A 23,142-nucleotide genomic window follows, 5' to 3' on the forward strand; every position below is an offset into this window, starting at 1 on the left:
GTGCGGCGGGGCGTCGTGACGGTACCCGGCCCCCACCGGAAGCCGTAGCTTCCAGTGTCCGTTACGGCCGGCCCGCCCCGGGGACTAAAAAGACGCAGGACATCCCGAGGATTGTCCAAGCATTCCGCTCAGTCGTGCAGCGGGGACTTTGACAGGATCCAGGTGTTCGTCCCATCCTGGCGCTTGAACGTCACGGTGGTGACAAGGGCGCGGATGAGGGCGAGGCCGCGCCCGGATTCAGCCTCGCCGTCGGGCATGGCAGGGTCGGTGTCGATGGGGTCGGGGCAGGCTGCGCCGAAGGCGCTGACCCGGGCCTCGAGCCTGATGGGCGTGACGCTGATGTCGACCCCGAGTTCCACCGGTTCCGTCGATTCGGGGACGGCGTGCTGCACCACGTTACTGGCAGCCTCGATGACGGCGGTGGCGAAGGTCATGCGGTCCATGTCCGGGACAAAGGACGCGTCATCCCACAGGCCGTCCAGTTCGGTGTGCACGGCCTCGATGACTTCCGGAAGCGCCGCCTGGCGCAGCGTCCGCCGGGCGAGGACGTCAGTCATCGCCGAAAGCTTCGGCTGCGGAGGGGTACGACGTCAGGACTTTGTCCATGCTGGTCAGGCCAAGGACCATCTGGACCTGCGGCTGAACTGCCGCGATCCGAAGGTCGCCGCCGGCCTGCCGGGCGGCTTTGAGGCATCCGATGAGGGCTCCGAGGCCGGAAGAGTCCATAAAGGCTGTCTCCTGCAGGTTGATCACGATCCGGGAGGTACCCGCAGCGACAACTTCCGTAACCATTTCCCGCAGTTTCGGCGCGGACACCATGTTGAGCCGGCCGGCGGCCGTTATCTCGGCGTAGCTGTTTTTTACTTCATAGCTCAGGTCCACGGATGGCCCTTTCTTTGGATGACTCGGTGGTGCTGTCGGTCTCATCGGGGGAATCGCTGCCCGGGTACCCGCGGTACCTGACGGCCCGGAACAGGATACTCATGACGATGAGGTCAAACACCACCCAGAGTACGTTGACCAGTGTGCCGATCGGTTCGGACATTCCGGCAGCAAGCCGCCCAATCCCCACAACAGCCGCGATGACCAGAAGGACGGACACCGCAATCTGCGGGCGGATCAGGCTCCACCGCGGTCCGCCGGACTGGCGGTCCTTGGGGGTGACGGCGAATCCGAGGGGGCGTCCGAACCAGACGTTCCGGGCCGCCGTCGTGCAGGCTTTGATCCAGGTCGGAAACAGAGCGAGGCTGTACTGCTGCCCGCGCCACGTGGGGATGCCCTTCCCGGCGATGGCGAACAGGAGCTGGTTCACCACCATGAACGGTATGAATCGGACGAAGAAGTCAGTGCTGAGGCTGGTGACAGGCAGGATGCCGAAGAGCAGATAAACGATCGGTGCAGCGAAGTAGATGACGGCGGCGAAGCCGCTGAGGTAGGTCCACATGGTCGCAAAGTACATGAGCCGCTGGCCCAGTTTGAGTCCCCGCTGGACCAGCGGGTTTTCCCGCAGGAACACCTGCATGGTGCCCTGGGCCCAGCGGAGCCGCTGGGTCAGCATGGTGCCGATGTCCTCCGGTGCCAGCCCGTAAGCAAGGACTTCATGGTGGTACACGCTCTGCCAGCCCATGGCGTGGAGCCGCATGGCCGTGGCCATGTCCTCGGTCACGGAGATGGTGGCCAGCGGCATGACCGGCTGGGCCTCGTCGGTCCGTTCCACCGACAACGCGTCCAGCACGGCCTGGACGGACTCGATGGCCCCGAGGGGGGACCAGTCACGGGCCGCCATCCGCTGCACCGCATCCTCGGTCACCACCGGCACGCCCGCTTCTCCGACCTCCACCGGAGACATCGCTGCGATCTCCTCCAGGTCGGCCTGCAGGGCGGACACATCGGCCAGCACCAGCGACTGGACCGCCTGATCCACCCGCCGCCGCGCCCGGTAGGTGATCTCGCTCAATGACTCGCCGGCGTCGAGCTGGCGGCGGGCCTCCTGGGTTGCCGCTTCGACTTCGTCGAGGGTCTGCTGCAGGAGGACGGATTCGCTGGAGGCTGCTTTGCGTGCCTTGCGGATGGCGGCCTGGGAGGCGCTGAGGGCGCGCCGAATACTCTTTTCCGTTTCCTTGACATAGCCAACCAGCCCCAGCTGCATCAGGGCCTCCCGCCGGAGGACGGCGTTGGAGCCGCAGAAGAACGCAGCATTCCAGCCGTCTTTGCCCTGCTGGATCGGGCCGTAGAACAACGGAGCCTGGCTGCCCAGGGGATCGTCCGCCGGGACGTTGATGAAGTACTGGGGCGTCTGGACGAGGGCGACCCTGCGGTTGTTGAAGTAGCCCAGCGTTTTGTCCAGTATGTCCGGTTCGGGGATCTGGTCCGCGTCCAGGATGAGCAGGAACTCTCCTGAGGTCATCATCAGTGCGTTGTTCAGGTTCCCGGCTTTGGCGTGCCGGGGCATCCCGCTCCACGCCGCGCTGCGGGTCACGTACCCCAGCCCGTGCGCGGCGGCCAGGTCCCGGAGTTCGGGCCGGTCACCGTCGTCGAGGATCCAGGTGCTGTGCGGATGCCGGATCTGCTGGGCGGCCAGCGCCGTCGTCATCACCAGGTCCAGCGGCTCGTTGTACGTCGTGATGAAGACGTCGACAGTGGCGTCCGCAGGAGCCGGTGACGGCGGTGTGCGGGTCTTGAGCCGCCAGACCGTCATCCCGAAGAGCAGCACATCGATCAGGCTGTACGTTTCGGCGACGACGAGCGGCACGGCGATCCACCAGGCGTCCCAGTTCAGCGAGGCCAGCCAGCGCCAGGCTATGTAGTTGATCCCGGTCAGCACCGTCAGTACGACGACGAACCGGACCCAGAAGCGCCTCACAGGGTTTCCCGCCGGACGGCCAGGATGGTCACGTCATCGGGGTTGGAGGTTCCCTGTGCCCGCCGGCGCACGGCGTCGACGAGCTCTTCCGCGGACCCCGCGCAGACGGCGAGCCGTCCGATCTCGTCCACCGCGGCGAGTGTTCCGTCATAGAGGTCCAGGACGCCGTCGCTGAAGCTGACAATCATGTCCCCGGGTCCCAGCCGTGTTTCCAAGGATTCCCAGCGGGTGTCGGGGAGCAGGCCGACCGGGAAGTTGTCAGAGGCGAGCCTCTCCCAGGTGCCCGCCGCGCGGACGACCAGGGTCAGGCCGTGGCCGGCGTCGGAGAACAGGATCCGCCCGTCGGAGGCCCTGAGCCGGGCGTGGAAGAGTGTCGCGAAGGTGCCCGCCTGGCTCAGGTCGGTAGCCAGGCAGTCCTGCGTAAGGGTCAGGGCGGTCGCGGGGTCACCGCTGTTTCGGGCGCTGCGAATGACAGCCCGCGTCGTGGCGGCGACCATGCCGGCGCCGGCTCCCTTGCCCATGACGTCACCGAGGGTGAAGCCGAGCCCCTCTTCGATGAGGTACCAGTCAAAGAAGTCCCCTCCGACGGCGGTGGAGGGGATGCAGGCGCCGGCTGTCTGGTAGCCGGGGAGGGGAGCGGCGTTCTTTGGCAGCAGGAAGCGCTGGATCTGGGCGGCGCGGCTGAGTTCGGCAGTGGCCGCGGCCGCTTGCTCGCGCGCGGTGTGGAGCCGGCGTCGTGCCCGTTGCGCCAACTCGTTGACCACAAGGGCTCCCAGGATGAAGATCATCGTGCTGAACAGCCCGCGGAAGAGCTCGTTGGGGTTCGCGTCGATGCTCGACCCGAGAGCGAACGGGACCATGATGGCTACTGTCGCGCCTGCAGCGGCGTAGGCCACGTGGCGGCGGCCCTGCATGGCGGCGCACCAGAGCACCGGCAGCAGGACAATCGAGGCATAGATGGAGTGGCTTTCCCCCGTGCCGTGCCGCAAGGCTCCGGCTGCCAGGAAATCCAGGGAAGGCACAATGATGGCAAAGCGTGCCAGCTCCGGTTTGCCCGCTATGGCGGCGACACCGGTGGCCGCCGCCGTCAGCACCGCCCCGGCTGCCAGTGCCGTCCAGTCGCTGACCGTCAGGGTCGTGATCGCACTGCTCATGGCCGCGGCGACGATAAAGAACAGTGCGAACGGCAGCTGTTTCCGAAGCGGCGACAGCTCGTCCACACCCGTCACAATGGTCGGCATCCGTGGGCGCTGCCATGGTTTCCCGTCCACATCTTTCATGACGGCGTCCCGCGTTGCCGTTGCCGCCACTGATTCCCCTAAATCCAGACTTCCCCAGCTCTTGTCCCCATGAATCCTACCGATCCTTTGGCGGTGACAGCGCCAGCGGGACGCCTGCCGGCCCTGGACCGGTGTCGGGCCTTAGCTTCGTCCCGGCGCGCGCTGGAAGAGGACGGCCGTGATGTCGTCCAGGACGACGGATTTTCCTCTCCGGTCGCACAATTTCTTGACAGCCGTGTCCGCGTCGTTCCGCGCCAGGCAATCCGTCATGACGGTGGCTAGCAGGCCGAGGTCGCCGCCGTGGAGGTCGAGGAGGCCGTCGGTCGGAATCAGGATTGCGTCTCCGGGAGACAACGCGATGGGGCGCTGGTTCCAGGCCGCACCGGGGACCAGCCCCAGCGGTGGTCCTGTGGGGGGCAGGCGCTCGACGGTGCCGTCGGCGCGCAGGATGTGGGTCAACCCCTGTCCGGCGTCCGCATAGAGGCCCGTGCCGGTTGCCGGGTCGATGACCGCGTGGAAGACCGAGGCGAAGGACCCTGCGCGGGCCAGCGTCCCGTCAATGCGGTCAGACACGTCCCGGAGGAGGCGGGACGGGTCCGCGTCCCAGCCGGCGTCGGCGAAGGCCGAACGCGCCGCCCCTGCCACGAGCCCAGGACCGACACCCTTGCCCATGGCGTCGCCGACGGTCATGCGGAAGTGTCCGGACACCGTGGTGCCGAGGTCGTAGAAGTCCCCGCTGAGCCCGAAGGCGGGATAGAAGCAGACTCCCAGCGAATAACCGGCCGGGGCGGGAGGGGTGATCGGCAGTAGAGCTCGTTGCGTGCGGGCGCCCTGGTCGATGTCCCATGACAGGTTCATCTCACGCTGGATGATTTGGGTCAGGTCTTCGAGGATTTTTTGCTGTTCCGCACCGAATGACCGGGGCGACTGGTCGATGATGCAGAACGTCCCAACATGGGTGCCGCCCGGGCCGGTGAGGGGGTGGCCGGCATAGAACTTGATGTGGGGGTTGCCCGTCACGAGCGGGTTGTCCCGGAAACGTTCGTCGGTGAGGGCGTTCTCCACGATCATGGTTTCAGAGGACTTGAGCGTCTCGGCGCAGAACGCGTCACCCCGGTCCGATTCGCGGGACAGCGGGCCTACGAACGATTTGAGGTACTGGCGGTTCTCGGCGATGAGCGACACGCTGGCTGCGCTGACCCCGAAAAGGCTCTGCGCCAGGCGCGTGATCCGGTCGAAGCGCTCCTCAGAAGGTGTGTCCAGCAGGCGGGTCCTGGACAGGTCCTCCAGCCGCGCCCATTCCGGGGCATCAGGACCCCGGAGGCTGCTGGGGGATGGGTGGTGTTCCGTGCTTGTCATACGTCCTCCAACGTTGAGGGGGAGCATCCGTCACGGTCCTACTCGTCAGAGTAGCCGGGTCATCCCGGATACACGGTGGCGCTCAACCTCGAACGAGCTTACCGCCCATCGCAGGGGAGCAAAGAAGCGCCGTCCTTCCAGCGACGGCTGGACAGTATATTAAGCCGGGAACCGGGCAAGGTACCGCACTCTTGCCTCATTGCGGGGGCCGAGCCCGTTCGCTTGGGCTCACCCGAAAGGGATGATGTGGGTACCCCGCCGCGGGCGCTGTAGTGGTTTATAGGACACGCCCACGGGATCACCCGATGCGGGTGGTGACGCCCCGGCAGGCGACGTCCACACTTAGACGAGCGTGCCGGACAGGGCGCTCCAATCAGAACGGAGGAAAGCCAGTGACAACCACGCCGGAGACTGAGGCCCACGGGCCGGTCGACTTTGTGCTCCTCGAGTTCCCCAGGGCAGGGCTGACGGGACGGGCGGGTGAAGAGCTCATCAGGCTCGTGGAGCAGGGTGTGATCCGGCTCTTCGATCTCCTCATTGTCATGAAGAACGAGGACGGCGCGGTCGAGGTCCTTGAGCTCACCGACCCGGGCGGTCCCGCGGAGGCGTTCGCATACTTCGATGGCGCGCAGTCAGGGCTTCTCGGCGAGGAGGAAATCGCCGAAGCAACAGGCGCGCTGATGCCAGGGACCCTCGCCGCGCTGATTGTCTTCGAAAACGCCTGGGCGGCACCTTTTGTGGCGGCCGTTCGCGACGGCGGGGGCGAGCTCGTTGCGAGTACGCGGATCCCTGCGCCGGATGTGATGGCGGCGCTCGAGGCCCTCGACGCCAAGCGGCCCGTAGCCTGACACCCAAAAACGTGAGGAGAAGAGGAGAAAAATTATGGGACTGCTTAGGGGTATGGCGCGGACGGCGGTCGTTGCCGGGACGGCATCCGCGGTCAGCGGCCGCGTTCAGCGCAGGCAGGCTTCGAAGTTCGCCGAGAAGGATGCCGCGACCGCGGCGAAGCAGCAGCAGGCCTACGACCAGCAAGTGGGCCAGCAGCAGCAAGCTGCCTACCAGCCACCGGCTCCGCCCCCGGCCGCCGCAGGGGGAATCTCCACCGACGCCATCCAGCAGCTCAAGGAGCTCGCGGCGCTGAAGGAGCAGGGGATTCTCACGGAACAGGAGTTCGGGGTGCAGAAGGCGAAGATCCTCGGCGGTTAAACCGGCCGGCCCGCCCGACCCGGTAAATCACCCCCGCGCTGTCCCGGAAGGCAGCTGCGGAGGTGATTGCCGGCGGGTTCGGCTTCTACTGCGGACCCGTTCCGGTCAGCTGACTTTGGTCTCGGCGAGGATGGCGTCGATCTGGGCGAGGGCCTGTTTCATGCCCTCTTCCATACCCATGGCGAGCACCTTCTCCAGGGCATCTGCGGAGTCGAAGGTCGACACCATGGTCATCCGCGTGCGGTTGTCGATTGCCTCGAGCTCCATCACGGCGTGGCTCGTGCCCATGGCGGGGACCGGGTCGCCGTTCTCGTCGGCGAATCCGTCGTCGAACTCCAGGCGGCGTGGGGCCTCGATGGCGGTGAACCGCCACCATCCCCGGCTCTTCTCGCCTTCAGGACCGGTCATGTAATAGCTGGCCTTCCCTCCGGCCACGAAGTCGTGGCTGTCGAAGGTCGCGGGCCAGGTGGGCGGGCCCCACCAGCGTTCGAGCTTGCGCGGGTCTTCCCAGACCTGCCAGACTCGCTCGACGCCGGCATCGAACTCGGCGACGACGGTGAAGCTCAGGGCTTCGGCATTCTTGTGCGAACTGATTACGGTCATGACGGAACTCTCTTCCTATCCCTCTGCGAGAATGTCTGCGATCCGGTCAGCCCGCTGCCGCCAGATCGATTCGTACTCATCGAGCAGCCGTCGGGCTCGCTGTAGGCCATCGTGGTGGGCCCGCACGATCTGCTCCCGTCCGCGCCGTTCCTTCGTCACGAGGGAGGCGCGCTCCAATACCGCCACGTGCTTCTGGACGGCGGCGAAACTCATGGCGTAGTGCTCCGCCAGCCCTGATACCGAATACTCGCCGGCCGTCACGCGGGTGACAATGTCCCGCCGGGTGGCATCGGCGAACGCCTGGAACAGGCGGTCAAGGTCAGCATCCCTCAGCTCATCTACAACCATTTGGTTGTAGAATATTCCGCCCGTTCCGCGGTGTCAACAGTTTTTGAAAGCGCTATTTGGCCATGCCGGGGTGCACCGCGACGAACTCAATCGCGTGTGCAGGCTGGACCGTCTTTTTCGGTGCCCGGGAATGTCCCTTCGCATCGAGGTGATTCTCTGCCCGGTACACGGCGAGGGCCTCGTCGTAGAGGGTGTTGAGCTGCTGGCCGGAGAATTCCTCCGAGGAGCCATCATTGAAAGTCACGGAAATGACGGTGCTGCCGGGAAAATGCCGCTTCATGCGGATGAAGCCTTCGGCGTCCTGCTGGAGATTGATCACTGCGGTCCTGCCTTCGTATTGGGGACTCCCAGTCTCCCGCACGTTCTCCGGAACGCTCGCACGGCGGAGCCTGACGGAGCGGAAGGCTCCTCGGGGAGGAGCCTTCCTTGGTTTTCCGGCTAGACCTTCTCGCGGGTCCGGTCAGTTGTGGCCGGCTCCTCGACGGTGAATTCCCGGCTGCGGCGGGGGAAGGCCCAGAACTTGAAGCCGGGCGCCTCCGCCCGGGGCTCCGGACGCACCTCAGTTTCCTTTGGATCATCCTTCTTGATGTCCCGCCGGAACTCCCTGTTGTACTGATAGCACATCACTGACCTCCTTATCGTGACTGCCCCTTAATCCTCCTCCGCATCCCACCGCGCGTCGATACCCTGCTGGCTGAACCGGGGAACGCCGGGGCACCCTTCCGGATTGGCCGGGGAACGGCTTTACTGAACCTCAAGACACACAATGGAGGGGGAACCATGAGGTCCAAGGGGACGCGGGAAATCGTGGCGGGCAGCCTTGCCCTGGCTGCGACCATTTTTGTCCTGCCGATGCCGCTTTTCGACGTAGTCACCGGCCGTGCCGATGCGGGAGCGACGGGTCTGTTTATTCTGGGGCTGGCGCTACTGGCAGGCGGACTCGGATCGGTCGGCTTCGGACTGTATCGGCGCTCCCGCGACTTGAAAACTGCGCGGGGCTACGCCACCAGGGAGCCGTCCTCCCTGGACGAGGACCGGCCGGTCAACCCCTACGCGGTCCCGAAATCGTACGGCGCGGTACCCCCGCTGTCGTAACGAGGACCGGCGCTGGCGGTGCTCCCATCCGGCCGTATCCACAACGCAGAAACGGTTGCCCGGTCCTGCTGCTCCGAATAAAGGTTGAGGTGGATGCGGGGCGGGATCTGGACCTTCGACGGGACACGGTCCAGGGAGATGTTCGGTCCGGCCTTATCCCCTGCCGAGGAGCTGGTCGGTGGCCGCATCGGGCACCCCGTCAAAGTACTTCGCAAGGACCTCCTGGAAGACATCCTGCCGAGGGTCCGCCCGGAGGAAGAGGGTCATCGAGGAGTGCAGCTTCCGCTCGTCGGTGCCGCCGAAGACCTGCCTCGCGGTGCGCCCTTCGAGACCGGCCACCGCTCCGGCGCATTCGGCCAGGCGTGGACCAAGCACGGGGTGACCCAGATAAGCCTTCGCTTCATCGAGCGAGGTCACGGCATACCTCCGGGCGGTCGGGCTCTGCCCGAGCCCGGCGATCTGCGGAAACACAAACCACATCCAGTGGCTGCGCTTGGAGCCCGCGCGGAGTTCGTTGAGGGCATGCCGGTAAGTTCCGCCCGAGTCCTGGGCCGCAACGAACCGTTCCAGATCGAAGGGATCCTCCACTTGGTCCTCCCCGGCTCCGCGCGAACTCACTCCTCGAACCGTGCCGTCATGTCGGTATCGCCGGCGATGGAGGCCACGACAGCCGCCGCGACGTCGCGGATCTTCATGTTCCTGTTGTTGGAGGTATTCCGAAGGATCTTGAACGCCGCGTCCCTCCCGCACCGGTTCTGGGCCATGATGGCCCCGACCGCTATGTCGATGGTGGTCCTCGACTGCATGGCGGCGGCAAGGTCATCCCGGGATTCGCCGAGCTGCGAGATACTCAGTGCCAGCAGGAGTGCCCGCGAGGCTTCCGCAGCAAACTGGTGCGCCTGCTCCACCTCGTCGTTGGAGAACGCCCCGACCAGCGGCGAGTAAAAGCTGATGACCGCGGTACTCTCGCCGTCGAGAGCGAGAGGGATCCGGAGCGTGCTGGCGGATCCGTCGCCGGTGCTGCCCGCTGCTGAGGAAGGTTGCTTCCGCCGGTCGACGGTGAGCCCGCAGAACACGTCGCGTCCCGGGTGAGAGAGTTCCTCCGCCGCCAGGCCGGAAAGTTCGGTCAGGAAATCGTCGACGCCGGAACCCGCCTGGGTGCTCGCCAGCAAAAGATCCAACATCGTGCCGGCGCTGCCGCCAACGTTGTGCGCCGTCGACGAAACGGCACGGTCCTCACGCATAGCTGCCCCCAATTCCCGGCCGCACGCTGACAAAACGGCGGCTTTCTCCCATCCTATTGCGCAGGCTCCGCCGAAGGTAGAGCTGCGCCGGTACCGGAAACCGTGAATATAGGCGCCCCCGGCCGGCCCGCCGTATGCTTGAATCCTGCGGCGATGCGCGCAGGCGGGCCTCCTGCCGATATGGACTCCTGAGGTGAAAATGAGCGTGGAACTGCCGCTGGCTGAGGAGATCACCGCTGTTTCCGCCCAAGCCACCAGGCTGCTCCTGACCGAAGAGACGATAGCCCACGCCCTCCGGCTGATCACCGACGCCACGACAACGGCGATACCCGGAGCGATCGGCGCCGGAGTATCCCTAATCAGCCGTTCGGGTCAGCTGGACTTGATAACGCTGTCGCGGCAGACAGGGAAGCCCCTGGCCCTGGTCGCGGCGGAATTGCTGGCTACGGCCAGACCCTTCGAAAACTAACGCAGGACGACGGCATGGCCTTGGGCGACGAGGAGAGCGAACAGCGGCGGCGATTTGCCGATTCGCTGCGCCATGCCGACGTCGGCATCGAAGAGCTGTGGCTGAGGTACTTCACCCTCGGCGGCCACGCCGGACAGTTCGAGGTGGAGGCCTACATCCACGGCGCCATGGCTTTGCCCCCGCTGCAGCGCGACATCCTCGCCCACGCACTGAACGAACGCCTGGATGAGTTGTACTCCGGAACACCGCGGGCCCCGTACAGCGTCGATGCACCCGGCAGAACGCCCGACGGCGGAGCGGACGACGGCTCCGGTGACGCGGCAGACGAAAAGTCCGAAAACAAGTCCGACGACGAGTGAGCGCCGCGTTGCTAAAGTCAGCAAAAAGGGTGAGTGATTCCGGGCCGGCCCGCCACTGACTGACGGGCCGAGGAAGGTGGGTGGCATGTTCGCGTTCTTCACCGACACAAGCCTGGTGGAAGCCGGACTGCTGCTCGCGACGTTTGTGCTGTGTTCGCTGATCGGCATTGAACGGCAGGTCCGGCAGAAGAGCGCGGGTTACCGGACCCATGTGCTCGTGGGACTCGGCTCGTGCGCCTTCACCCTCGTGTCCGCATACGGCTTCGCCTTTGTGATGGAGCCTGGGGCCGTCCTGGACCCGTCCCGGATCGCGGCCCAGATTGTCAGCGGGATCGGTTTCCTGGGCGCCGGCGTCATTTTCAAGGGCCGGGACGTGGTCCGTGGCCTCACGACGGCCGCCACCATCTGGGTAGCTGCCGCGGTCGGTATGGCCTGCGGGGCCGGCATGGTCTCCCTGGGCGTCGTGCTCACGATCTTCCACCTCATCACGCTGTTTGTGGTTGCCCCCGCGGTCCGCAAGATCCCCTCCGTGGACAGGAACCGCGTGATGCACATCGAGTATGCCGACGGCCAGGGCGTGTTGCGGCAGATCCTCGAAATCGCCACCACCATGGGGTTCAGTTCCTCGATCCTGCGCACCCGGAGGACCGGGGACGAGCAGAAGCCGATGGTCTCGATGGAGGTGCGGTTCTTCGGCCGCCATCCGCTGCGCAACCTGGTCCTTCCCCTGATGGACCTGCACGGCGTGGCGAGCGTGACCGTCCGGGGTAGCGATTCGAGCGAAGAAGACGACGACGATGACGAAGACTGAGGCGCATCGCGGGGCTCCCGGGTGACCGGGACCAGCAGGGCGCTGGCGGGCAGCGTCCGGATCCGGGTGTTGAGAGCCGCCGACGCAGAACTCATGTGCGCCGCCTACCGGCGTAACCGCGAACACCTGGCGCCCTGGGAGCCGCTGCGGGCCGAGGAATTCTTTACCGTTGAGGGCCAGATGGTGAGTGTCCAGTCCAAGCTGGCCCTGTTCATCGCGGGATCCGATCTTCCGTGGGTGCTGACGGACGAGGAAGAGATCGTGGGTCTGATGACGCTCAGCGGCATCGTCCGCGGGCCGTTCCTCAGCGCCCACCTCGGGTACTGGGTGGACAAGGACTACAACGGGCGCGGGATCGGCTCCGCGGCAGTCGCTTTCGCCGTCGACGCGGCGCGGGACGAGCTGGGCCTGCATCGGCTGCAGGCTGCAACCCTGCAGCATAACGCCGCCTCACAGAAGATCCTCGTACGCTCGGGGTTCACGGAAATCGGTGTGGCGCCGGCCTACCTCAACATTGCCGGGGGCTGGCAGGACCACATTCTCTTCCAGCGCATCCTGTACTGAGGTGCCGGCACCCGGCGGAAACCCGCGCCCCCGGCCGTGCGAGACTCTCTGGGTGACTGATGAATCGCTCGGTGCCCTGCACCATGTTGAACTGTGGGTGCCGCACCTTGGCCGGGCCAGGGACGAATGGGGCTGGCTCCTGGCCCGGCTGGGCTACCAGGATTACCAGGACTGGCCGGACGGGTGCAGCTGGCGGCGGGGGCCGACCTACATCGTCGTCGAGGAATCCCCAGCCCTGAGCAGCCGGACGCATGACCGCACCGCTCCCGGCCTCAACCACCTTGCCTTCAGCGCGGGGAACCGGCAACAGGTCGGCGCGCTCGCCGCGGCCGCCGTCGGGCACGGCTGGCGTGAACTGTTCCCGGAGAAGTACCCGCATGCAGGGGGTCCGGACCACTTTGCCGCGTACCTGGTGAACTCGGACGGCTTCGAAGCCGAGCTGATCGCCACGGACTGACGCCGCGCCCGGTCGGCTCAGCGGTCGGCTCAGCGCACCATCCGCAGGATCCGGACCGGGATGCCGGCCAGCTCGTGCACCGCGGTGGCCCCGTCAGGGACGAAGCGGTTGCGCCGATAAAAGGCGAAAGCGCGGGGATTCTCCTCCGCAATCCAAAGGTAGGCGCCGGCGTCGCCCACGGCTGCGTCCAGCAGTAGCTGCCCCGCCCCCGAGCCGTACTGGCTGGCGAGCACGTAGATGCCCTCCAGTTCCCTGCGGCGGGGTCCGTTATCATCGCGGCCGGCCCCCGCGCTCGCCCAGCCGACAATCTCCTTCCCCGCGCAGGCTACCCAGATGTCCGAGGTGGCAGCGGTGATGATCCCGCGCCATCGGGCCTCCCGCGGGCCTTGCTGCAGCCCTGCCAGCGAGGAAGCGGGCAGCAGATGGGCGTAGCTCTCCCGCCAGGCCTGGAGGTGCACCCGGGCAATGCCGGCGGCGTCGTCCAGCACGGCGGCCCGAACGGTCGGCTCTGGTGTCATCCGCACAGCGTAGTACTCATTTTCTGCCCCCGCGTGGCAGCGGTCCGGGTACGTTGAACCCATGAGCATCTTTTTGGTAGGCGGCGGCCCGGATACCGTGACGACTCCGGTGATCTTCGACCAGTTCATGGCGGAGGCCCGGCAACAGGCCGGGGGCAGCCGGCCGCCGCGGATCGCTGTGGTGCTGGTTGACCACGGAGGCAGCGCCGAATACTTCCTGCCGGCCTATCTGGATCCCCTGCACAGCCGGACGCCGAGTGAGGTGACCACGGTTCTGCTCCACCGCAGCGAAGACGTGGACCCCCAAGCGTTCGACGGCGTCGACGCGATCGTCGTCGGCGGAGGTCCCACCCCGGTCTACGCCGCGGGCCTGCGGAAGGCCGCGGCCGCCATCCGCCAGGCGGTCGACGCGGGCGCCCCCTATTTGGGCTTCTCCGCCGGTGCCATGATTGCTCCCGAGCGGGCCATCGTCGGCGGCTACCGCGTCAGCGGCGTCGAGGTGTGCCCCGAGGACGCGTCCGAGGGGCTCGGGGAAGTGGAGCTCCGCGAGGGGCTGGGCCTCGTATCGTTCGCTGTCGATGTCCACGCCGCACAGGCCGGCACGCTGGGCCGGGCAGTCGCCGCCGTCGTGCACGGAATGGTCACCAGGGCGGTGGCTGTCGACGAGGACACGGCCCTGGTGCTGCCGCATGCGGACCCGGGGGAGCAGCGGGTGATCGGCGCCAACAACTGCTGGCTGGTCCGCGGTCCCGGACACAAGGCCACGGTTTCGGTCCTTGGCAGTGTTGTTACTCACGGGTAACATAGTCCCCATGCATCTGCTCCTCCGCGCGCTTGTCCTGCTGTTCACGTCCTCCCGCCGCTCCCCGCTGAGCATCTGGGACACGGCGTCGCTGCCGCTGAAGGTCCTGCCGACCGACATTGACATCGCGATGCATGTCAACAACGGCATGTATTTTTCCCTGATGGATCTGGGCCGTTTCGACCTGATGGCCCGCAGCGGAACGTGGAAGGCCATGCGCCGCCGGGGATGGAGCCCCGTGGCCGCGGGGGAGACCATCGCCTTCCGCCGGTCCCTGCACTTGTGGCAGCGGTACACGATCGAAACGAAGATCATCGGCCTGGACGAGAAAGCCATCTACTTCGAACAGCGCATGGTGGTGGACGGGGAAATCTACGCCCGCGCCTTCATCGCCACCCGCCTGGTCAGCAGGGGCAAGCCGGTCAGCCAGGAGGACATCCTCCGCGAGTTCGGGGCGCCGCCGGCGGACCTGGAGCTGCCCGAATGGATCCACGAATGGCGCGAAACGAACGCCCTGCCGGGCGCGCGGCGCCCGGCACCCCACGTCTGGGCCTAGGCGGGTCCGGGCCTGCGCCTGCCGACGTCCCTGGATCCCGACGTCGCTGGGTCCCGGCGTCCCTGGGTCCCGACGTCGCTACGTCCCGACGTCGCGCCGGCTTAGCGCCACGGCGCTAAGCGCCACGAGCGCGGCGGCAATTCCCCACAGCCAGCCCGCGGCCGCCCAGTCCGCGCCGTTGGCCACCGGGTTGTTGCCGTACGCCCAGCTGTAGGGCGAAAGGTGCAGAAGCCAGTCGACGTCCTTGCTTTGCCGGCCCACGGCGTTGAACACATAGCCCAGGACGCCGACGCCGGCACCGGCGGCCAGCCCGTAGGTCTTCCGCCCCGTCACCGCGCCGGCAAAAAGTGCCGTGCTGGCCGAGAGCAGGGCCAGCCCGGCGAACAGCACTGAGGTCCCGAAAAGGTTCCCCGGGCGGATGCCCAGCTGCGCGGAATCGGTCAGCAGCCGGATCAGCACGAACACGAGACCCACGAGCAGCAGCACGCGCACCAGGATGGCCAGCGCCCGCTCCAGGACAACCTGCGTGCGGGTCACGCCGTGCGCCAGGGTCAGTTCCAGCTGGCCCGATTCCTCATCGCCGCCCACCGCGGCCGCCCCCCACGCCACCGAGGCGATGGTCATCAGCATGAAGCCGATCAGCCCGAACATGGTGGCCTGGGTGTAGCCGGGTCCCGAGGTGATCTGGTCATAGTTGAGGGCCTTGATCATCTCCGGCGGGAAGGCATCCATCATGCCCTGCATCTCCGGGCTTCCGCCGATCGAGGGATAGAGCGGCAGGTAGATGAAGATCGCGGCGGCGAGCCCTGCCGCCCATCCGAGCGTGGAACGCCAGGAGTCCACGAACGCCCGCCTGAACAGCGGCAGCGGGTTCCTCATGCGCCGTGTCCCTTCCGTCTGCGGCGACCGTTGCCGCCGTTCGTGTTGCCGTTGCCGTTGCCGTTGCCGCGGATGGTGCCGTAGAGCTCAAGGACCGATTCCTCGAGGTCCGGGTCCTCCAGCACCAGTTCGGTGAGCTTGAGGGTGGCCAGGGCCTGGAGCAGCGGCTGGATCGCACCGCCCAGCGTGGCGGACAGCCCGACGCCGTCGCCCGCCGGCAGCACCTCGAGGTGCCCGATCCCGGGCACCCGCGCCAGCAGCGCGCCGGCGTCGGCCGCCGAAATCCCGATGGCCGTGAGCCGCACGTGCCGTACCGCGCCTTCCCGCAGGCTGGCGACGGTGGCGACGGTGATGATGCGGCCGTCGCGGAGGATCGCGACCGTGTCGGCGGCCTGCTGGACCTCGCTGAGCACATGGGAACTGAGGAAGACCGTCTGCCCCTTGGCCTGGGCCTCGCGGACCATGGTGAGGAATTCCTGCTGGACCAGGGGGTCCAGTCCGCTCGTGGGTTCGTCCAGCACAAGCAACTCGGGATCATGCATAAAGGCCTGGACGAGTCCCAGCTTCTGCTTGTTGCCCTTGGAGAGCTTGCGGGTGTGCCGGTCCAGGTCCAGGCCCAGCCGTTCGGCCAGGGCATCGACCCGGCCGGGCCTGACGGGTCCACTGATGTCCGCGTAATGCGACAGCAGCTTGCGGCCGGTGATCCGCCCTTCCAGGAACAGTTCGCCGGGCAGATAACCGATCCGGCGGCGGAGCGCAGGGCCAGCGGTCCGGGGGTTCTCGCCGAGCACCGTCGACGATCCGGCGGTGGGCCGGATGATGTCCAGCAGGCACCGCATGACAGTCGTCTTGCCCGCGCCGTTGGGCCCGATCATGCCGAAAACGGAGCCCCTCTCGATGGCGAAGCTGACGCCGTGCAGTACTTCCCGGTGGCTGAACTTCTTGGTCAGGGAGTCGACCGTGATGGCCTGGCTGGTGGTGTTTCCCGGGTCTGGGGGCATGGCGCCGATGGTAAACCGTGGCCGCCGTGCGGGCTAGGGTCCTAGGGCCCCGGACCGGATGGCAGGGGGCGCCGGAGGGCCGTCACATGGATGTGCCAAGAGCGAAATGCGGGGGACAATCCGGGGCTGCTCGCGTACCGTAGACCCATGGCTACCGTAGACATTACAGGTGAACAGTTCGCATCTACCGTCGAGGACAACGACATTGTCCTCGTCGATTTCTGGGCCGAATGGTGCGGCCCGTGCAAGCAGTTCGGCCCCACATACGCCGCAGTTTCCGAGAAGCACCAGGACGTCGTCTTTTCCAAGGTGGACACCGAGGCCGAGCAGCAGCTCGCCGCCGAGGCCGGCATTACGTCCATCCCGACGTTGATGGCGTTCCGCGAGAAGGTGCTCGTATTCTCCCAGCCGGGCGCACTGAATGCGCAGCAGCTGGAGCAGGTCGTCGACGCCGTCAAGGCCCTCGACATGGAAGAAGTCCACGCGCACGTGGCCCGGTCCCAGGCCGAGGCCGCCGCCTCTGCCGGCAAGCAGGACGGCAGCCAGATCCCCGAGGCCTGAGCGCCTCCCCTGACCGGCATACAGCAACGCGGGGTCACTCCGCGCCCATAATCCTCGGATTAATGGGCGCGGAGTGACCCCGCGTTGTTTGTACTGGGACTTGGTTAGAGCTTCACGAGTTGGACCGGCTCGGCCAGCAGGGCGCTGAGGGATTCATTGAGGTCCTGGACCGCCGTGCCCTTCGAGTGCTTGTCCAGGTCCTCCTGCGAGGCCCACCGTTCGGTCAGCACCAGCTTGTCCTCGCTGGCCTCGGTGAGCTCGTACCGGATGCAGCCGGGCTCGTTAACCACCTCGTCAATCGCGATTTCCAGTGCGAGCTTCACACGGAAGAACTCGCCGTCGTTGGGGATGAAGATGGCCTGAAGGTCAATGGGTGCGCTCATGGTTTTCACAATACCGGGCGAGGGCATTGTGTCCGGAAGATTTCGTAGGACATCCAAGCTTTAGTCTTCTTTTGGCGGCGGAGTGTTGGTAGCGTCACATCATGCTTGCATACACAGCCGGGGACACTGACGTCCCGCTGCTCGAGGAAACCATCGGCGACAATTTCGAGCGGATCGTGGCCAGATTCCCTTATCAGGACGCCCTGATCGAAGCCGCCGCGGTGCCGGGGGAAGAGGCACGGCGCTGGAGTTACACCAAGCTGAACGACGACGTCGACCGCGTGGCGCGCGCGCTGCTCGCCCTGGGCGTGGCCAAGGGTGAACGGATCGGCATCTGGAGCCCGAACTGCGCGGAGTGGACCATCCTGCAGTACGCGACCGCCAAGGTCGGGGCGGTCCTGGTTAACGTCAATCCCGCGTACCGGAGCCATGAGCTGGAGTTCGTGGTCAAGCAGAACGGCATGCGGATGCTGGTCGCGGCGCCGTCGGACCGCAACAGCGACTACACCGGCATGGCCCGGCAGGCGCTGGCCGAATGCCCCGAGCTGCGCGACCTCGTGTTCCTGCCCGACGCGGGCCTGCCCGGCCTCACCTCGGGCGTCCCCGAAACGGACGCGGAGCGGACGTTCGCGGAGCTGCTCAAGCGGGCCGACGACGTCGCGCACTCCGCGCTGAAGGCGCGCATGGCCGAGCTGGACCCCCACGACGCGATCAACCTGCAGTACACCTCCGGCACCACCGGCTTCCCGAAGGGGGCCACGCTGTCGCACTACAACATCCTGAACAACGGCTACTCGATCGGTGAGCTGCTGGAGTACACCGAGCACGACCGGGTGGTGCTGCCGGTGCCGTTCTACCACTGCTTCGGTATGGTGATCGGAAACCTGGCCGCCCTCAGCCACGGCTGCGCCACCATCATCCCGGGCCGGGGGTTCACTCCCGCCGCGGCGCTGGAAGCCGTGCAGGACTTCGGCGGGACGTCGCTGTACGGCGTGCCCACGATGTTCATCGCCGAACTCGCCCTGCCGGACTTTGCCTCCTACGACCTCTCCACCCTGCGGACCGGGGTGATGGCGGGCTCGCTGTGTCCGATTGAGGTGATGAACCGGGTCATCTCGGAGATGAACATGGCGGACGTGGCGATCTGCTACGGCATGACGGAAACCTCGCCGGTGTCCACCATGACCCGGAGCGTGGACACGATGGCCCAGCGCACCCAGAGTGTGGGCCGGACCATGCCGCATCTGGAGAGCCAGGTGGTGGACCCGATGACCGGCGACGTGATGCAGCGTGGCGAGATCGGCGAGCTGTGCACCCGCGGGTACTCCGTCATGAAGGGCTACTGGAACCAGCCGGACAAGACCGCCGAGGCGATCGACGCCGACGGTTGGATGCACACCGGGGACCTGGCCCGGATGGACGAGGACGGCTACATCGTGATCGAGGGCCGGATCAAGGACATGGTGATCCGGGGCGGCGAGAACGTCTATCCCCGCGAAATCGAGGAGTTCCTGTACACCCACCCGGATATCCAGGACGTCCAGGTGATCGGGGTGCCGGACGACAAGTACGGCGAGGAGCTGATGGCCTGCGTCATCCTCAAGCCCGGCGCCGCGTCGCTTGATGCCGGCAGCCTGGCAGAGTTCTGCCGCGGGAAGCTGGCGCACTACAAGATCCCGCGCTACGTCGACGTGCGGGAGAACTTCCCGATGACCGTCTCCGGGAAGATCCGCAAGGTGGACATGCGGCAGGAGGCCGTGGCCCGGCTGGGCCTCTAATACGAAAGCGCGTCGGTCCGGGGGCACTCTGGGCGCAACGTTCGACGCCGACGCCACAGATGACGGCGTGTCCGCGCCAAAGTACCCCCAGACGGCGGGCGGCGCCGCCCCTTAGGACGACGGTGATGCCGAACCACCGCCCTGGCGGCCGCCGAAACAAGGGTTTCGCTGCCGCGCTGGACCCTAGCCCACGTCCGCAACAAACGGCGCCCGGCGCGCGTCCAGCGTGACGGCGCTGCCGCCGTCGAACGCTTCGGCAAACCGTCGGTAGGAACCGGTCAGATGCCGGTACATCGCCTCCTCAGCGCGGTCCGGATCGCAGGCGCGGATGGCTTCGGAGACCTGGCGGTGCTCCTCGATGGTGATTGTGCCGTCCACGTCCGCCGGGTAGAGCCGGAACAGGTGCAGGTGGCAGTGGGTCTGCTCGAATGCGTTGGAGATCGCGCCATTGCCGGACGCAGCCAGGATGAGCTCATGGAAGTGTGTATCGTGCGCCACCAGGTCCTGCCGGATGTCGCCGCCGGAGCTGCTGCGCTCCCGGAAGCCGGCCAGCTCGCCGTCCAGCCGGCGCGCAGGGTTGCCCAGTCGGTCCACCGCGGCCGCGCGCGCGGCCCACGGTTCCACCAACAGCCGGAACTCGAACAGGTCACGCAACCCGCCGGCGTCGAGCAGCGCCGTGGTGCTGTACCCGCGGCCGGAGGTGGCAACCACCAGATTGTCGCCCTGCAGTCGCTGCAGGGCCTCGCGCACCGGAGTAGGTGAAACGCCCAGCTCCCGGGCCACCGCGTCAATGTTCACCTTGGTGCCCGGCGGGATCCTGTTATCGAGAATCTGGTCTTTAAGTGCCTCGTACACACCTTGGGCCGGACGCTGCCTCCGCGCCGCATCGGAGATTGCCACGTTGCAACCCTTTCAGAAGAAGTTTTCACATTGCGCTTGCAATGTGACTCCCATCATATATAGTTTTTTCACGAATCCTATATTTGTTTGGATTCAGCCGGCCGGACAGGGCCGCCACCCGAACTTTCGCGCATTCCTCAGCACAGCCCCGCCCCGTTCAAAGGAGAACCAGATGAACAAGACCACTCGCAAAATCTACCGTGGCATTCAGCTTTCCGTAGCCGCCGCAGCGGCACTTACCCTCGCCGGCTGCGGCGTGGGCGGCCCGGTGGACGCCGGCAAGAAGCAGGACGTTGCCGCCGCAGCCGCCAGCGAAGGACGCACCCTCAAGCTAGCCCACGTCTATGACGCCGCCCACCCGGTGGAAAAGTGCGGGGTCAAGACACTCACCGAAAAGCTGGCTGGCAGCGGCATCAACGTCAAAAGCTTTCCCGGTGGCCAGCTTGGCAGCGAAGCCCAGGCCCTGGAGCAGGTGGCCAGCGGCGCTCTGGACATGTCGATTGCCGGACCGTCCTTCTTGGGCGTCTGGCACGAACCAGCCGCGGTGCTGGACGGCGCGTATCTGTTCGAAAGCGTGGACCACTTCGCCAAGACCCTGGAAGGCGACACCATGAAGAAGATCTACAGCGACCTCAAGGACGAGTCCGGCCTGCAGGTCCTTTCCGGCTGGTACTACGGCACCCGCCACGTCACCTCCAACAAGCCCATCAACACTCCTGAGGACATGAAGGGCCTGAAGATCCGCACCCCGGACGCCCCGCAGTACATGCTCAACACCAAGATCATGGGCGGCACCGCAACCCCGATGGCCCTGGGCGAGGTCTACCTGGGCCTGCAGCAGGGTGTCATCGATGCCCAGGAAAACCCCATCCCCACCATCGCCACCGCCAAGTTCAATGAGGTCCAGGACTACGTAAACCTCACGGGGCACCTGGTCCAGGCCGTCAACGTGGTCACCAGCGCCTCCATCTACGACTCCCTGGATGAAGCCCAGCGAAAGGCCCTTGATGAAGGCATGGATGCCGCCGCCACCAGCGTCCGGGAATGCGTGGAAACGGCCGAGAAGGACACCCTGGCCAAGTGGAAGCAGGACGGCAGCATCAAGGTCAACGAGGGCGTGGACCGCGCAGCCTTCATGGACCAGGCCCGCGAAGCCCTGCCCGGCCAGGTCTCCTGGGGCGAGCTCTACAAGGAAATCCAGGCCAGCAAGTGACAGCCGAACTCACCGAAACAACGCCCCAGCCAGTGGCCGCTGTCCCGGACCACCCTGACGAACCGGACTTCCTCGAGGCCAAAAGCCGCGCTGTCCGCGCCCTGGTCAACGCCGAACGCGTGCTGGCCGCAGGCTTCCTGGTCCTGGTCTTCTTCCTGGTCCTGAGCCAAGTAGCCAGTCGGTACATCTTCTCCAGCCCGCTGACCTGGACGGAGGAACTCGCCCGCTTCGCCCTGGTGTGGCTGACATTCATTAGCGCCGGCTTCGTGATGGCCCGCCGCCTCCACGTCACTGTGGACTTGCTGGCCGCCAAACTGGGCAAGCGCGCCGCCCTGGCCATGGACTCCTTCGCCATGCTGGTGGTCCTGGTGGTCTCCGGGGCCATGGCCTACGCCGGACTCCAGTTTGCACTGACCGCCGCGCGGCTCAAGGCACCCGCCACCCAGCTGCCCATGAGCTTTGTGTACACGGCCGCGGCCGCGGGCTTCGCCCTGATCTTCATCCACGGCCTGCTGAACACCTACGTCAACCTGAAGCACCCGGACCAGGTTCCCGGCGCCATGGAAAACCTTGAAAAAGAATCCTTCTGAGGACCCGCAATGACACTTACCCTGATGCTCGCAGCGCTTCTGGGCCTGCTGGCCCTGCGCGTGCCCGTGGCCATAGCGCTGCTGGTCCCCGCCCTGGCCTACGTGGTCCTGGACCCCTCCGCCACCCTGGGCATCGCCGTCCAGCAGACCACCTCCGGTGTCAACAACTTCGCCATCCTGGCCGTGCCCCTGTTCATCCTGCTCGGTAACGTGGCCAACGTCTCTGGCGTCTCTGACCGCCTCTACACCGCCGCCGTCGCCTACCTGGGACACATCCGCGGCAGCCTGGGCTACGTCAATATCGCCACCAGCTTCGGCTTCTCCTGGATGAGCGGCGCGGCCATCGCCGATGCCGCCGCCATGGGCAAGATCCAGGTCCCGGCCATGAAGAAACGCGGCTACACCGAAGAATTCGGCGTGGGCATCACCGGCGCCTCCTCGCTGATCGCCCCGATGATCCCGCCCAGCATCCCCGCTATCATCTACGCCGTCACCGCCGGCGTCTCCGTGGGCGCCCTGTTCATGGCCGGCATCGTTCCGGCCCTGATCCTCATCGGCTGCCTGTGCTTTATGGTCTGGTGGCTCACCCGCAAACAGCACCATTTGGTGATGCCCCGCTCCACCTGGAGCGAACGCGGCAAGTCCCTGCTGGGCGCCCTGCCGGCCTTCGGCGCCGGCGTCGTCATCCTCGGCGGAATCCTCAGCGGAATCTTTACCCCCACGGAAGCTTCCGGCATCGGCGTGCTGTACATCTTCGTCCTGGCGCTGCTCTACAAGTCCCTGACCTGGCGCAAGACCTACCGCATCCTGCTCGGCTCGGTGGAAACTGCAGGCTCGGTGCTCCTGATCGTGGCCGCGGCGTCCCTGTTCGGATGGGTCTTGGCCCGCGAGCAGGCACCCCAGCTCGCCGCGGACTTCATCCTGGGCTTCACGGACCACCCCATCGTGTTCCTGATCCTGGTCAACCTGCTCCTGCTGGTGATCGGCTGCGTCCTGGAACCCACCGCCGCCATCCTCATCCTGGTGCCCGTGCTGGGACCGGTGGCCGAAACGTTCGGCCTCAGCCCCATCCACTTCGGCGTGGTGGTCATCTTCAACCTCCTTATCGGACTGCTCACCCCGCCTGTGGGCCTGGTGCTCTTTGTCCTTTCCAGCGTGACCAAGGTCCCCGTCCCGCAGGTCATCAAGGGGGTCATCCCCTTCTTCATCCCCATGCTCGCCACCCTGGTGATCATCACCTTCGTCCCCGCGCTCAGCCTGTGGCTGCCCACGCTGCTGGGCTTCCGCTAACCCTTCGAAAGGC

General features: G+C 66.3%; 31 protein-coding genes. 15 read left to right on the forward strand and 16 right to left on the reverse strand.

All coding sequences use genetic code 11. The features are described 5' to 3' along the window. Positions 1-128: 128 nt before the first annotated feature. From ABIB29_RS00595 to ABIB29_RS00615, 5 genes are all read right to left on the reverse strand, one after another. Positions 129-557: an ATP-binding protein gene (locus ABIB29_RS00595; RefSeq protein WP_354169139.1), complete on the reverse strand. Its 429-nt coding sequence runs from the start codon at positions 555-557 to the stop codon at positions 129-131. Continuing rightward, entirely contained in the window at positions 550-882 is a 333-nt protein-coding gene (locus ABIB29_RS00600; protein WP_354169142.1) for an STAS domain-containing protein, read from the reverse strand. Before ABIB29_RS00600 ends, ABIB29_RS00595 begins: the two co-directional genes overlap by 8 nt. Continuing rightward, a complete protein-coding gene (locus ABIB29_RS00605; RefSeq protein WP_354169145.1) occupies positions 866-2,863 on the reverse strand; it encodes a glycosyltransferase family 2 protein in 1,998 nt (665 codons plus the stop codon). The genes ABIB29_RS00600 and ABIB29_RS00605 overlap by 17 nt, the downstream gene beginning before the upstream one ends. After that, on the reverse strand, positions 2,860-4,104 hold the full coding sequence (locus tag ABIB29_RS00610) for a PP2C family protein-serine/threonine phosphatase (protein ID WP_354169148.1): 1,245 nt from the start codon (positions 4,102-4,104) through the stop codon (positions 2,860-2,862). Before ABIB29_RS00610 ends, ABIB29_RS00605 begins: the two co-directional genes overlap by 4 nt. Positions 4,105-4,284: 180 nt before the next feature. Beyond that, entirely contained in the window at positions 4,285-5,502 is a 1,218-nt protein-coding gene (locus tag ABIB29_RS00615) for a PP2C family protein-serine/threonine phosphatase (RefSeq protein WP_354169150.1), read from the reverse strand. A 392-nt stretch (positions 5,503-5,894) separates the two neighbouring features. On the opposite strand from ABIB29_RS00615, the gene ABIB29_RS00620 reads away from it, so the two are divergent. Together ABIB29_RS00620 and ABIB29_RS00625 are read left to right on the forward strand one after the other, a co-directional pair. Next, on the forward strand, positions 5,895-6,350 hold the full coding sequence (locus tag ABIB29_RS00620) for a DUF6325 family protein (protein WP_354169153.1): 456 nt from the start codon (positions 5,895-5,897) through the stop codon (positions 6,348-6,350). A gap of 34 nt (positions 6,351-6,384) precedes the next feature. Beyond that, positions 6,385-6,708, forward strand: a complete 324-nt coding sequence (locus ABIB29_RS00625; protein ID WP_354169155.1) for an SHOCT domain-containing protein — start codon at positions 6,385-6,387, stop codon at positions 6,706-6,708. 105 nt (positions 6,709-6,813) lie between these two features. Here ABIB29_RS00625 and ABIB29_RS00630 read toward each other — a convergent pair whose 3' ends face one another. The 4 genes from ABIB29_RS00630 to ABIB29_RS00645 form a co-directional block, all read right to left on the reverse strand. Further along, a complete protein-coding gene (locus ABIB29_RS00630; protein ID WP_354169158.1) occupies positions 6,814-7,311 on the reverse strand; it encodes an SRPBCC family protein in 498 nt (165 codons plus the stop codon). Between the two features lie 15 nt (positions 7,312-7,326). After that, the gene (locus ABIB29_RS00635; protein WP_354169160.1) at positions 7,327-7,659 is read right to left on the reverse strand and encodes an ArsR/SmtB family transcription factor; all 333 of its coding nucleotides are present in this window, start codon (positions 7,657-7,659) and stop codon (positions 7,327-7,329) included. Positions 7,660-7,711: 52 nt separating this feature from the next. Beyond that, the gene (locus ABIB29_RS00640) at positions 7,712-7,978 is read right to left on the reverse strand and encodes a hypothetical protein (protein WP_354169163.1); all 267 of its coding nucleotides are present in this window, start codon (positions 7,976-7,978) and stop codon (positions 7,712-7,714) included. Between the two features lie 119 nt (positions 7,979-8,097). Next, on the reverse strand, positions 8,098-8,286 hold the full coding sequence (locus ABIB29_RS00645) for a hypothetical protein (RefSeq protein WP_354169166.1): 189 nt from the start codon (positions 8,284-8,286) through the stop codon (positions 8,098-8,100). A 153-nt stretch (positions 8,287-8,439) separates the two neighbouring features. On the opposite strand from ABIB29_RS00645, the gene ABIB29_RS00650 reads away from it, so the two are divergent. After that, a complete protein-coding gene (locus ABIB29_RS00650; protein WP_354169169.1) occupies positions 8,440-8,754 on the forward strand; it encodes a hypothetical protein in 315 nt (104 codons plus the stop codon). 153 nt (positions 8,755-8,907) lie between these two features. Here the strand turns inward: ABIB29_RS00650 and ABIB29_RS00655 are convergent, their stop codons facing one another. Both ABIB29_RS00655 and ABIB29_RS00660 read right to left on the reverse strand, forming a co-directional pair. Continuing rightward, positions 8,908-9,342, reverse strand: coding sequence for a DUF1810 domain-containing protein (locus ABIB29_RS00655; RefSeq protein ID WP_354170246.1), 435 nt, complete (start codon positions 9,340-9,342; stop codon positions 8,908-8,910). A 26-nt stretch (positions 9,343-9,368) separates the two neighbouring features. Further along, positions 9,369-9,998 carry a GAF and ANTAR domain-containing protein gene (locus tag ABIB29_RS00660; protein WP_354169174.1) on the reverse strand — a complete coding sequence of 210 codons (630 nt, stop codon included), beginning with the start codon at positions 9,996-9,998 and terminating at the stop codon, positions 9,369-9,371. A gap of 199 nt (positions 9,999-10,197) precedes the next feature. Here ABIB29_RS00660 and ABIB29_RS00665 point away from each other — a divergent pair, with 199 nt between their 5' ends. The 5 genes from ABIB29_RS00665 (at position 10,198) to ABIB29_RS00685 (ending at position 12,658) form a co-directional block, all read left to right on the forward strand. Further along, positions 10,198-10,467 carry a hypothetical protein gene (locus tag ABIB29_RS00665; protein ID WP_354169176.1) on the forward strand — a complete coding sequence of 90 codons (270 nt, stop codon included), beginning with the start codon at positions 10,198-10,200 and terminating at the stop codon, positions 10,465-10,467. 14 nt (positions 10,468-10,481) lie between these two features. Then, positions 10,482-10,826: a hypothetical protein gene (locus tag ABIB29_RS00670; RefSeq protein WP_354169178.1), complete on the forward strand. Its 345-nt coding sequence runs from the start codon at positions 10,482-10,484 to the stop codon at positions 10,824-10,826. An 85-nt stretch (positions 10,827-10,911) separates the two neighbouring features. After that, entirely contained in the window at positions 10,912-11,637 is a 726-nt protein-coding gene (locus tag ABIB29_RS00675) for an MgtC/SapB family protein (RefSeq protein WP_354169181.1), read from the forward strand. A gap of 21 nt (positions 11,638-11,658) precedes the next feature. Further along, complete coding sequence (locus tag ABIB29_RS00680; RefSeq protein ID WP_354169184.1) at positions 11,659-12,201, forward strand: GNAT family N-acetyltransferase; 543 nt, start codon at positions 11,659-11,661, stop codon at positions 12,199-12,201. Between the two features lie 52 nt (positions 12,202-12,253). Then, a complete protein-coding gene (locus ABIB29_RS00685; RefSeq protein ID WP_354169187.1) occupies positions 12,254-12,658 on the forward strand; it encodes a VOC family protein in 405 nt (134 codons plus the stop codon). A 29-nt stretch (positions 12,659-12,687) separates the two neighbouring features. Here the strand turns inward: ABIB29_RS00685 and ABIB29_RS00690 are convergent, their stop codons facing one another. After that, positions 12,688-13,176, reverse strand: coding sequence for a GNAT family N-acetyltransferase (locus ABIB29_RS00690; protein WP_354169190.1), 489 nt, complete (start codon positions 13,174-13,176; stop codon positions 12,688-12,690). Positions 13,177-13,237: 61 nt separating this feature from the next. On the opposite strand from ABIB29_RS00690, the gene ABIB29_RS00695 reads away from it, so the two are divergent. Then, a complete protein-coding gene (locus ABIB29_RS00695) occupies positions 13,238-13,978 on the forward strand; it encodes a Type 1 glutamine amidotransferase-like domain-containing protein (RefSeq protein WP_354169192.1) in 741 nt (246 codons plus the stop codon). 10 nt (positions 13,979-13,988) lie between these two features. Continuing rightward, positions 13,989-14,534, forward strand: a complete 546-nt coding sequence (locus tag ABIB29_RS00700; RefSeq protein ID WP_354169195.1) for an acyl-CoA thioesterase — start codon at positions 13,989-13,991, stop codon at positions 14,532-14,534. Between the two features lie 78 nt (positions 14,535-14,612). Here ABIB29_RS00700 and ABIB29_RS00705 read toward each other — a convergent pair whose 3' ends face one another. Both ABIB29_RS00705 and ABIB29_RS00710 read right to left on the reverse strand, forming a co-directional pair. After that, a complete protein-coding gene (locus ABIB29_RS00705; protein WP_354169198.1) occupies positions 14,613-15,413 on the reverse strand; it encodes an ABC transporter permease subunit in 801 nt (266 codons plus the stop codon). Next, the gene (locus ABIB29_RS00710) at positions 15,410-16,414 is read right to left on the reverse strand and encodes an ABC transporter ATP-binding protein (protein WP_354169201.1); all 1,005 of its coding nucleotides are present in this window, start codon (positions 16,412-16,414) and stop codon (positions 15,410-15,412) included. Before ABIB29_RS00710 ends, ABIB29_RS00705 begins: the two co-directional genes overlap by 4 nt. Before the next feature lie 147 nt (positions 16,415-16,561). Between ABIB29_RS00710 and trxA the strand changes: the two genes are divergently transcribed. Beyond that, the gene (gene trxA / locus ABIB29_RS00715; RefSeq protein ID WP_354169204.1) at positions 16,562-16,975 is read left to right on the forward strand and encodes a thioredoxin; all 414 of its coding nucleotides are present in this window, start codon (positions 16,562-16,564) and stop codon (positions 16,973-16,975) included. A 104-nt stretch (positions 16,976-17,079) separates the two neighbouring features. Here the strand turns inward: trxA and ABIB29_RS00720 are convergent, their stop codons facing one another. Further along, the gene (locus ABIB29_RS00720; protein ID WP_144671282.1) at positions 17,080-17,358 is read right to left on the reverse strand and encodes a putative quinol monooxygenase; all 279 of its coding nucleotides are present in this window, start codon (positions 17,356-17,358) and stop codon (positions 17,080-17,082) included. 101 nt (positions 17,359-17,459) lie between these two features. Between ABIB29_RS00720 and ABIB29_RS00725 the strand changes: the two genes are divergently transcribed. Further along, on the forward strand, positions 17,460-19,136 hold the full coding sequence (locus tag ABIB29_RS00725; RefSeq protein WP_354169207.1) for an AMP-binding protein: 1,677 nt from the start codon (positions 17,460-17,462) through the stop codon (positions 19,134-19,136). A gap of 183 nt (positions 19,137-19,319) precedes the next feature. Here the strand turns inward: ABIB29_RS00725 and ABIB29_RS00730 are convergent, their stop codons facing one another. Continuing rightward, positions 19,320-20,036: a GntR family transcriptional regulator gene (locus tag ABIB29_RS00730; protein WP_354169210.1), complete on the reverse strand. Its 717-nt coding sequence runs from the start codon at positions 20,034-20,036 to the stop codon at positions 19,320-19,322. Positions 20,037-20,208: 172 nt separating this feature from the next. Between ABIB29_RS00730 and ABIB29_RS00735 the strand changes: the two genes are divergently transcribed. From ABIB29_RS00735 to ABIB29_RS00745, 3 genes are read left to right on the forward strand one after another with little or no spacing between them, the layout of a single operon-like run. Beyond that, positions 20,209-21,249 carry a sialic acid TRAP transporter substrate-binding protein SiaP gene (locus ABIB29_RS00735; protein WP_354169213.1) on the forward strand — a complete coding sequence of 347 codons (1,041 nt, stop codon included), beginning with the start codon at positions 20,209-20,211 and terminating at the stop codon, positions 21,247-21,249. Next, entirely contained in the window at positions 21,246-21,839 is a 594-nt protein-coding gene (locus ABIB29_RS00740) for a TRAP transporter small permease (RefSeq protein ID WP_354169216.1), read from the forward strand. The genes ABIB29_RS00735 and ABIB29_RS00740 overlap by 4 nt, the downstream gene beginning before the upstream one ends. Before the next feature lie 9 nt (positions 21,840-21,848). Then, positions 21,849-23,129, forward strand: a complete 1,281-nt coding sequence (locus ABIB29_RS00745) for a TRAP transporter large permease (protein WP_354169219.1) — start codon at positions 21,849-21,851, stop codon at positions 23,127-23,129. The last annotated feature ends 13 nt before the right edge of the window (positions 23,130-23,142 follow it).

This window comes from Arthrobacter sp. UYEF36 (assembly GCF_040547025.1).
In the GTDB taxonomy this organism is placed as follows: Bacteria; Actinomycetota; Actinomycetes; order Actinomycetales; family Micrococcaceae; genus Arthrobacter.

What these genes read in the sequence shown, in the direction of transcription:
- ABIB29_RS00595 (WP_354169139.1), bottom strand. Translation starts at nt 557, where the DNA reads ATGACTGACGTCCTCGCCCGGCGGACGCTGCGCCAGGCGGCGCTTCCG.
- ABIB29_RS00610 (WP_354169148.1), bottom strand. Translation starts at nt 4,104, where the DNA reads ATGCCGACCATTGTGACGGGTGTGGACGAGCTGTCGCCGCTTCGGAAA.
- ABIB29_RS00615 (WP_354169150.1), bottom strand. Translation starts at nt 5,502, where the DNA reads ATGACAAGCACGGAACACCACCCATCCCCCAGCAGCCTCCGGGGTCCT.
- ABIB29_RS00625 (WP_354169155.1), top strand. Translation starts at nt 6,385, where the DNA reads ATGGGACTGCTTAGGGGTATGGCGCGGACGGCGGTCGTTGCCGGGACG.
- ABIB29_RS00630 (WP_354169158.1), bottom strand. Translation starts at nt 7,311, where the DNA reads ATGACCGTAATCAGTTCGCACAAGAATGCCGAAGCCCTGAGCTTCACC.
- ABIB29_RS00635 (WP_354169160.1), bottom strand. Translation starts at nt 7,659, where the DNA reads ATGGTTGTAGATGAGCTGAGGGATGCTGACCTTGACCGCCTGTTCCAG.
- ABIB29_RS00650 (WP_354169169.1), top strand. Translation starts at nt 8,440, where the DNA reads ATGAGGTCCAAGGGGACGCGGGAAATCGTGGCGGGCAGCCTTGCCCTG.
- ABIB29_RS00660 (WP_354169174.1), bottom strand. Translation starts at nt 9,998, where the DNA reads ATGCGTGAGGACCGTGCCGTTTCGTCGACGGCGCACAACGTTGGCGGC.
- ABIB29_RS00665 (WP_354169176.1), top strand. Translation starts at nt 10,198, where the DNA reads ATGAGCGTGGAACTGCCGCTGGCTGAGGAGATCACCGCTGTTTCCGCC.
- ABIB29_RS00670 (WP_354169178.1), top strand. Translation starts at nt 10,482, where the DNA reads ATGGCCTTGGGCGACGAGGAGAGCGAACAGCGGCGGCGATTTGCCGAT.
- ABIB29_RS00675 (WP_354169181.1), top strand. Translation starts at nt 10,912, where the DNA reads ATGTTCGCGTTCTTCACCGACACAAGCCTGGTGGAAGCCGGACTGCTG.
- ABIB29_RS00690 (WP_354169190.1), bottom strand. Translation starts at nt 13,176, where the DNA reads ATGACACCAGAGCCGACCGTTCGGGCCGCCGTGCTGGACGACGCCGCC.
- ABIB29_RS00695 (WP_354169192.1), top strand. Translation starts at nt 13,238, where the DNA reads ATGAGCATCTTTTTGGTAGGCGGCGGCCCGGATACCGTGACGACTCCG.
- ABIB29_RS00700 (WP_354169195.1), top strand. Translation starts at nt 13,989, where the DNA reads ATGCATCTGCTCCTCCGCGCGCTTGTCCTGCTGTTCACGTCCTCCCGC.
- ABIB29_RS00705 (WP_354169198.1), bottom strand. Translation starts at nt 15,413, where the DNA reads ATGAGGAACCCGCTGCCGCTGTTCAGGCGGGCGTTCGTGGACTCCTGG.
- ABIB29_RS00710 (WP_354169201.1), bottom strand. Translation starts at nt 16,414, where the DNA reads ATGCCCCCAGACCCGGGAAACACCACCAGCCAGGCCATCACGGTCGAC.
- trxA (WP_354169204.1), top strand. Translation starts at nt 16,562, where the DNA reads ATGGCTACCGTAGACATTACAGGTGAACAGTTCGCATCTACCGTCGAG.
- ABIB29_RS00720 (WP_144671282.1), bottom strand. Translation starts at nt 17,358, where the DNA reads ATGAGCGCACCCATTGACCTTCAGGCCATCTTCATCCCCAACGACGGC.
- ABIB29_RS00725 (WP_354169207.1), top strand. Translation starts at nt 17,460, where the DNA reads ATGCTTGCATACACAGCCGGGGACACTGACGTCCCGCTGCTCGAGGAA.
- ABIB29_RS00735 (WP_354169213.1), top strand. Translation starts at nt 20,209, where the DNA reads ATGAACAAGACCACTCGCAAAATCTACCGTGGCATTCAGCTTTCCGTA.
- ABIB29_RS00745 (WP_354169219.1), top strand. Translation starts at nt 21,849, where the DNA reads ATGACACTTACCCTGATGCTCGCAGCGCTTCTGGGCCTGCTGGCCCTG.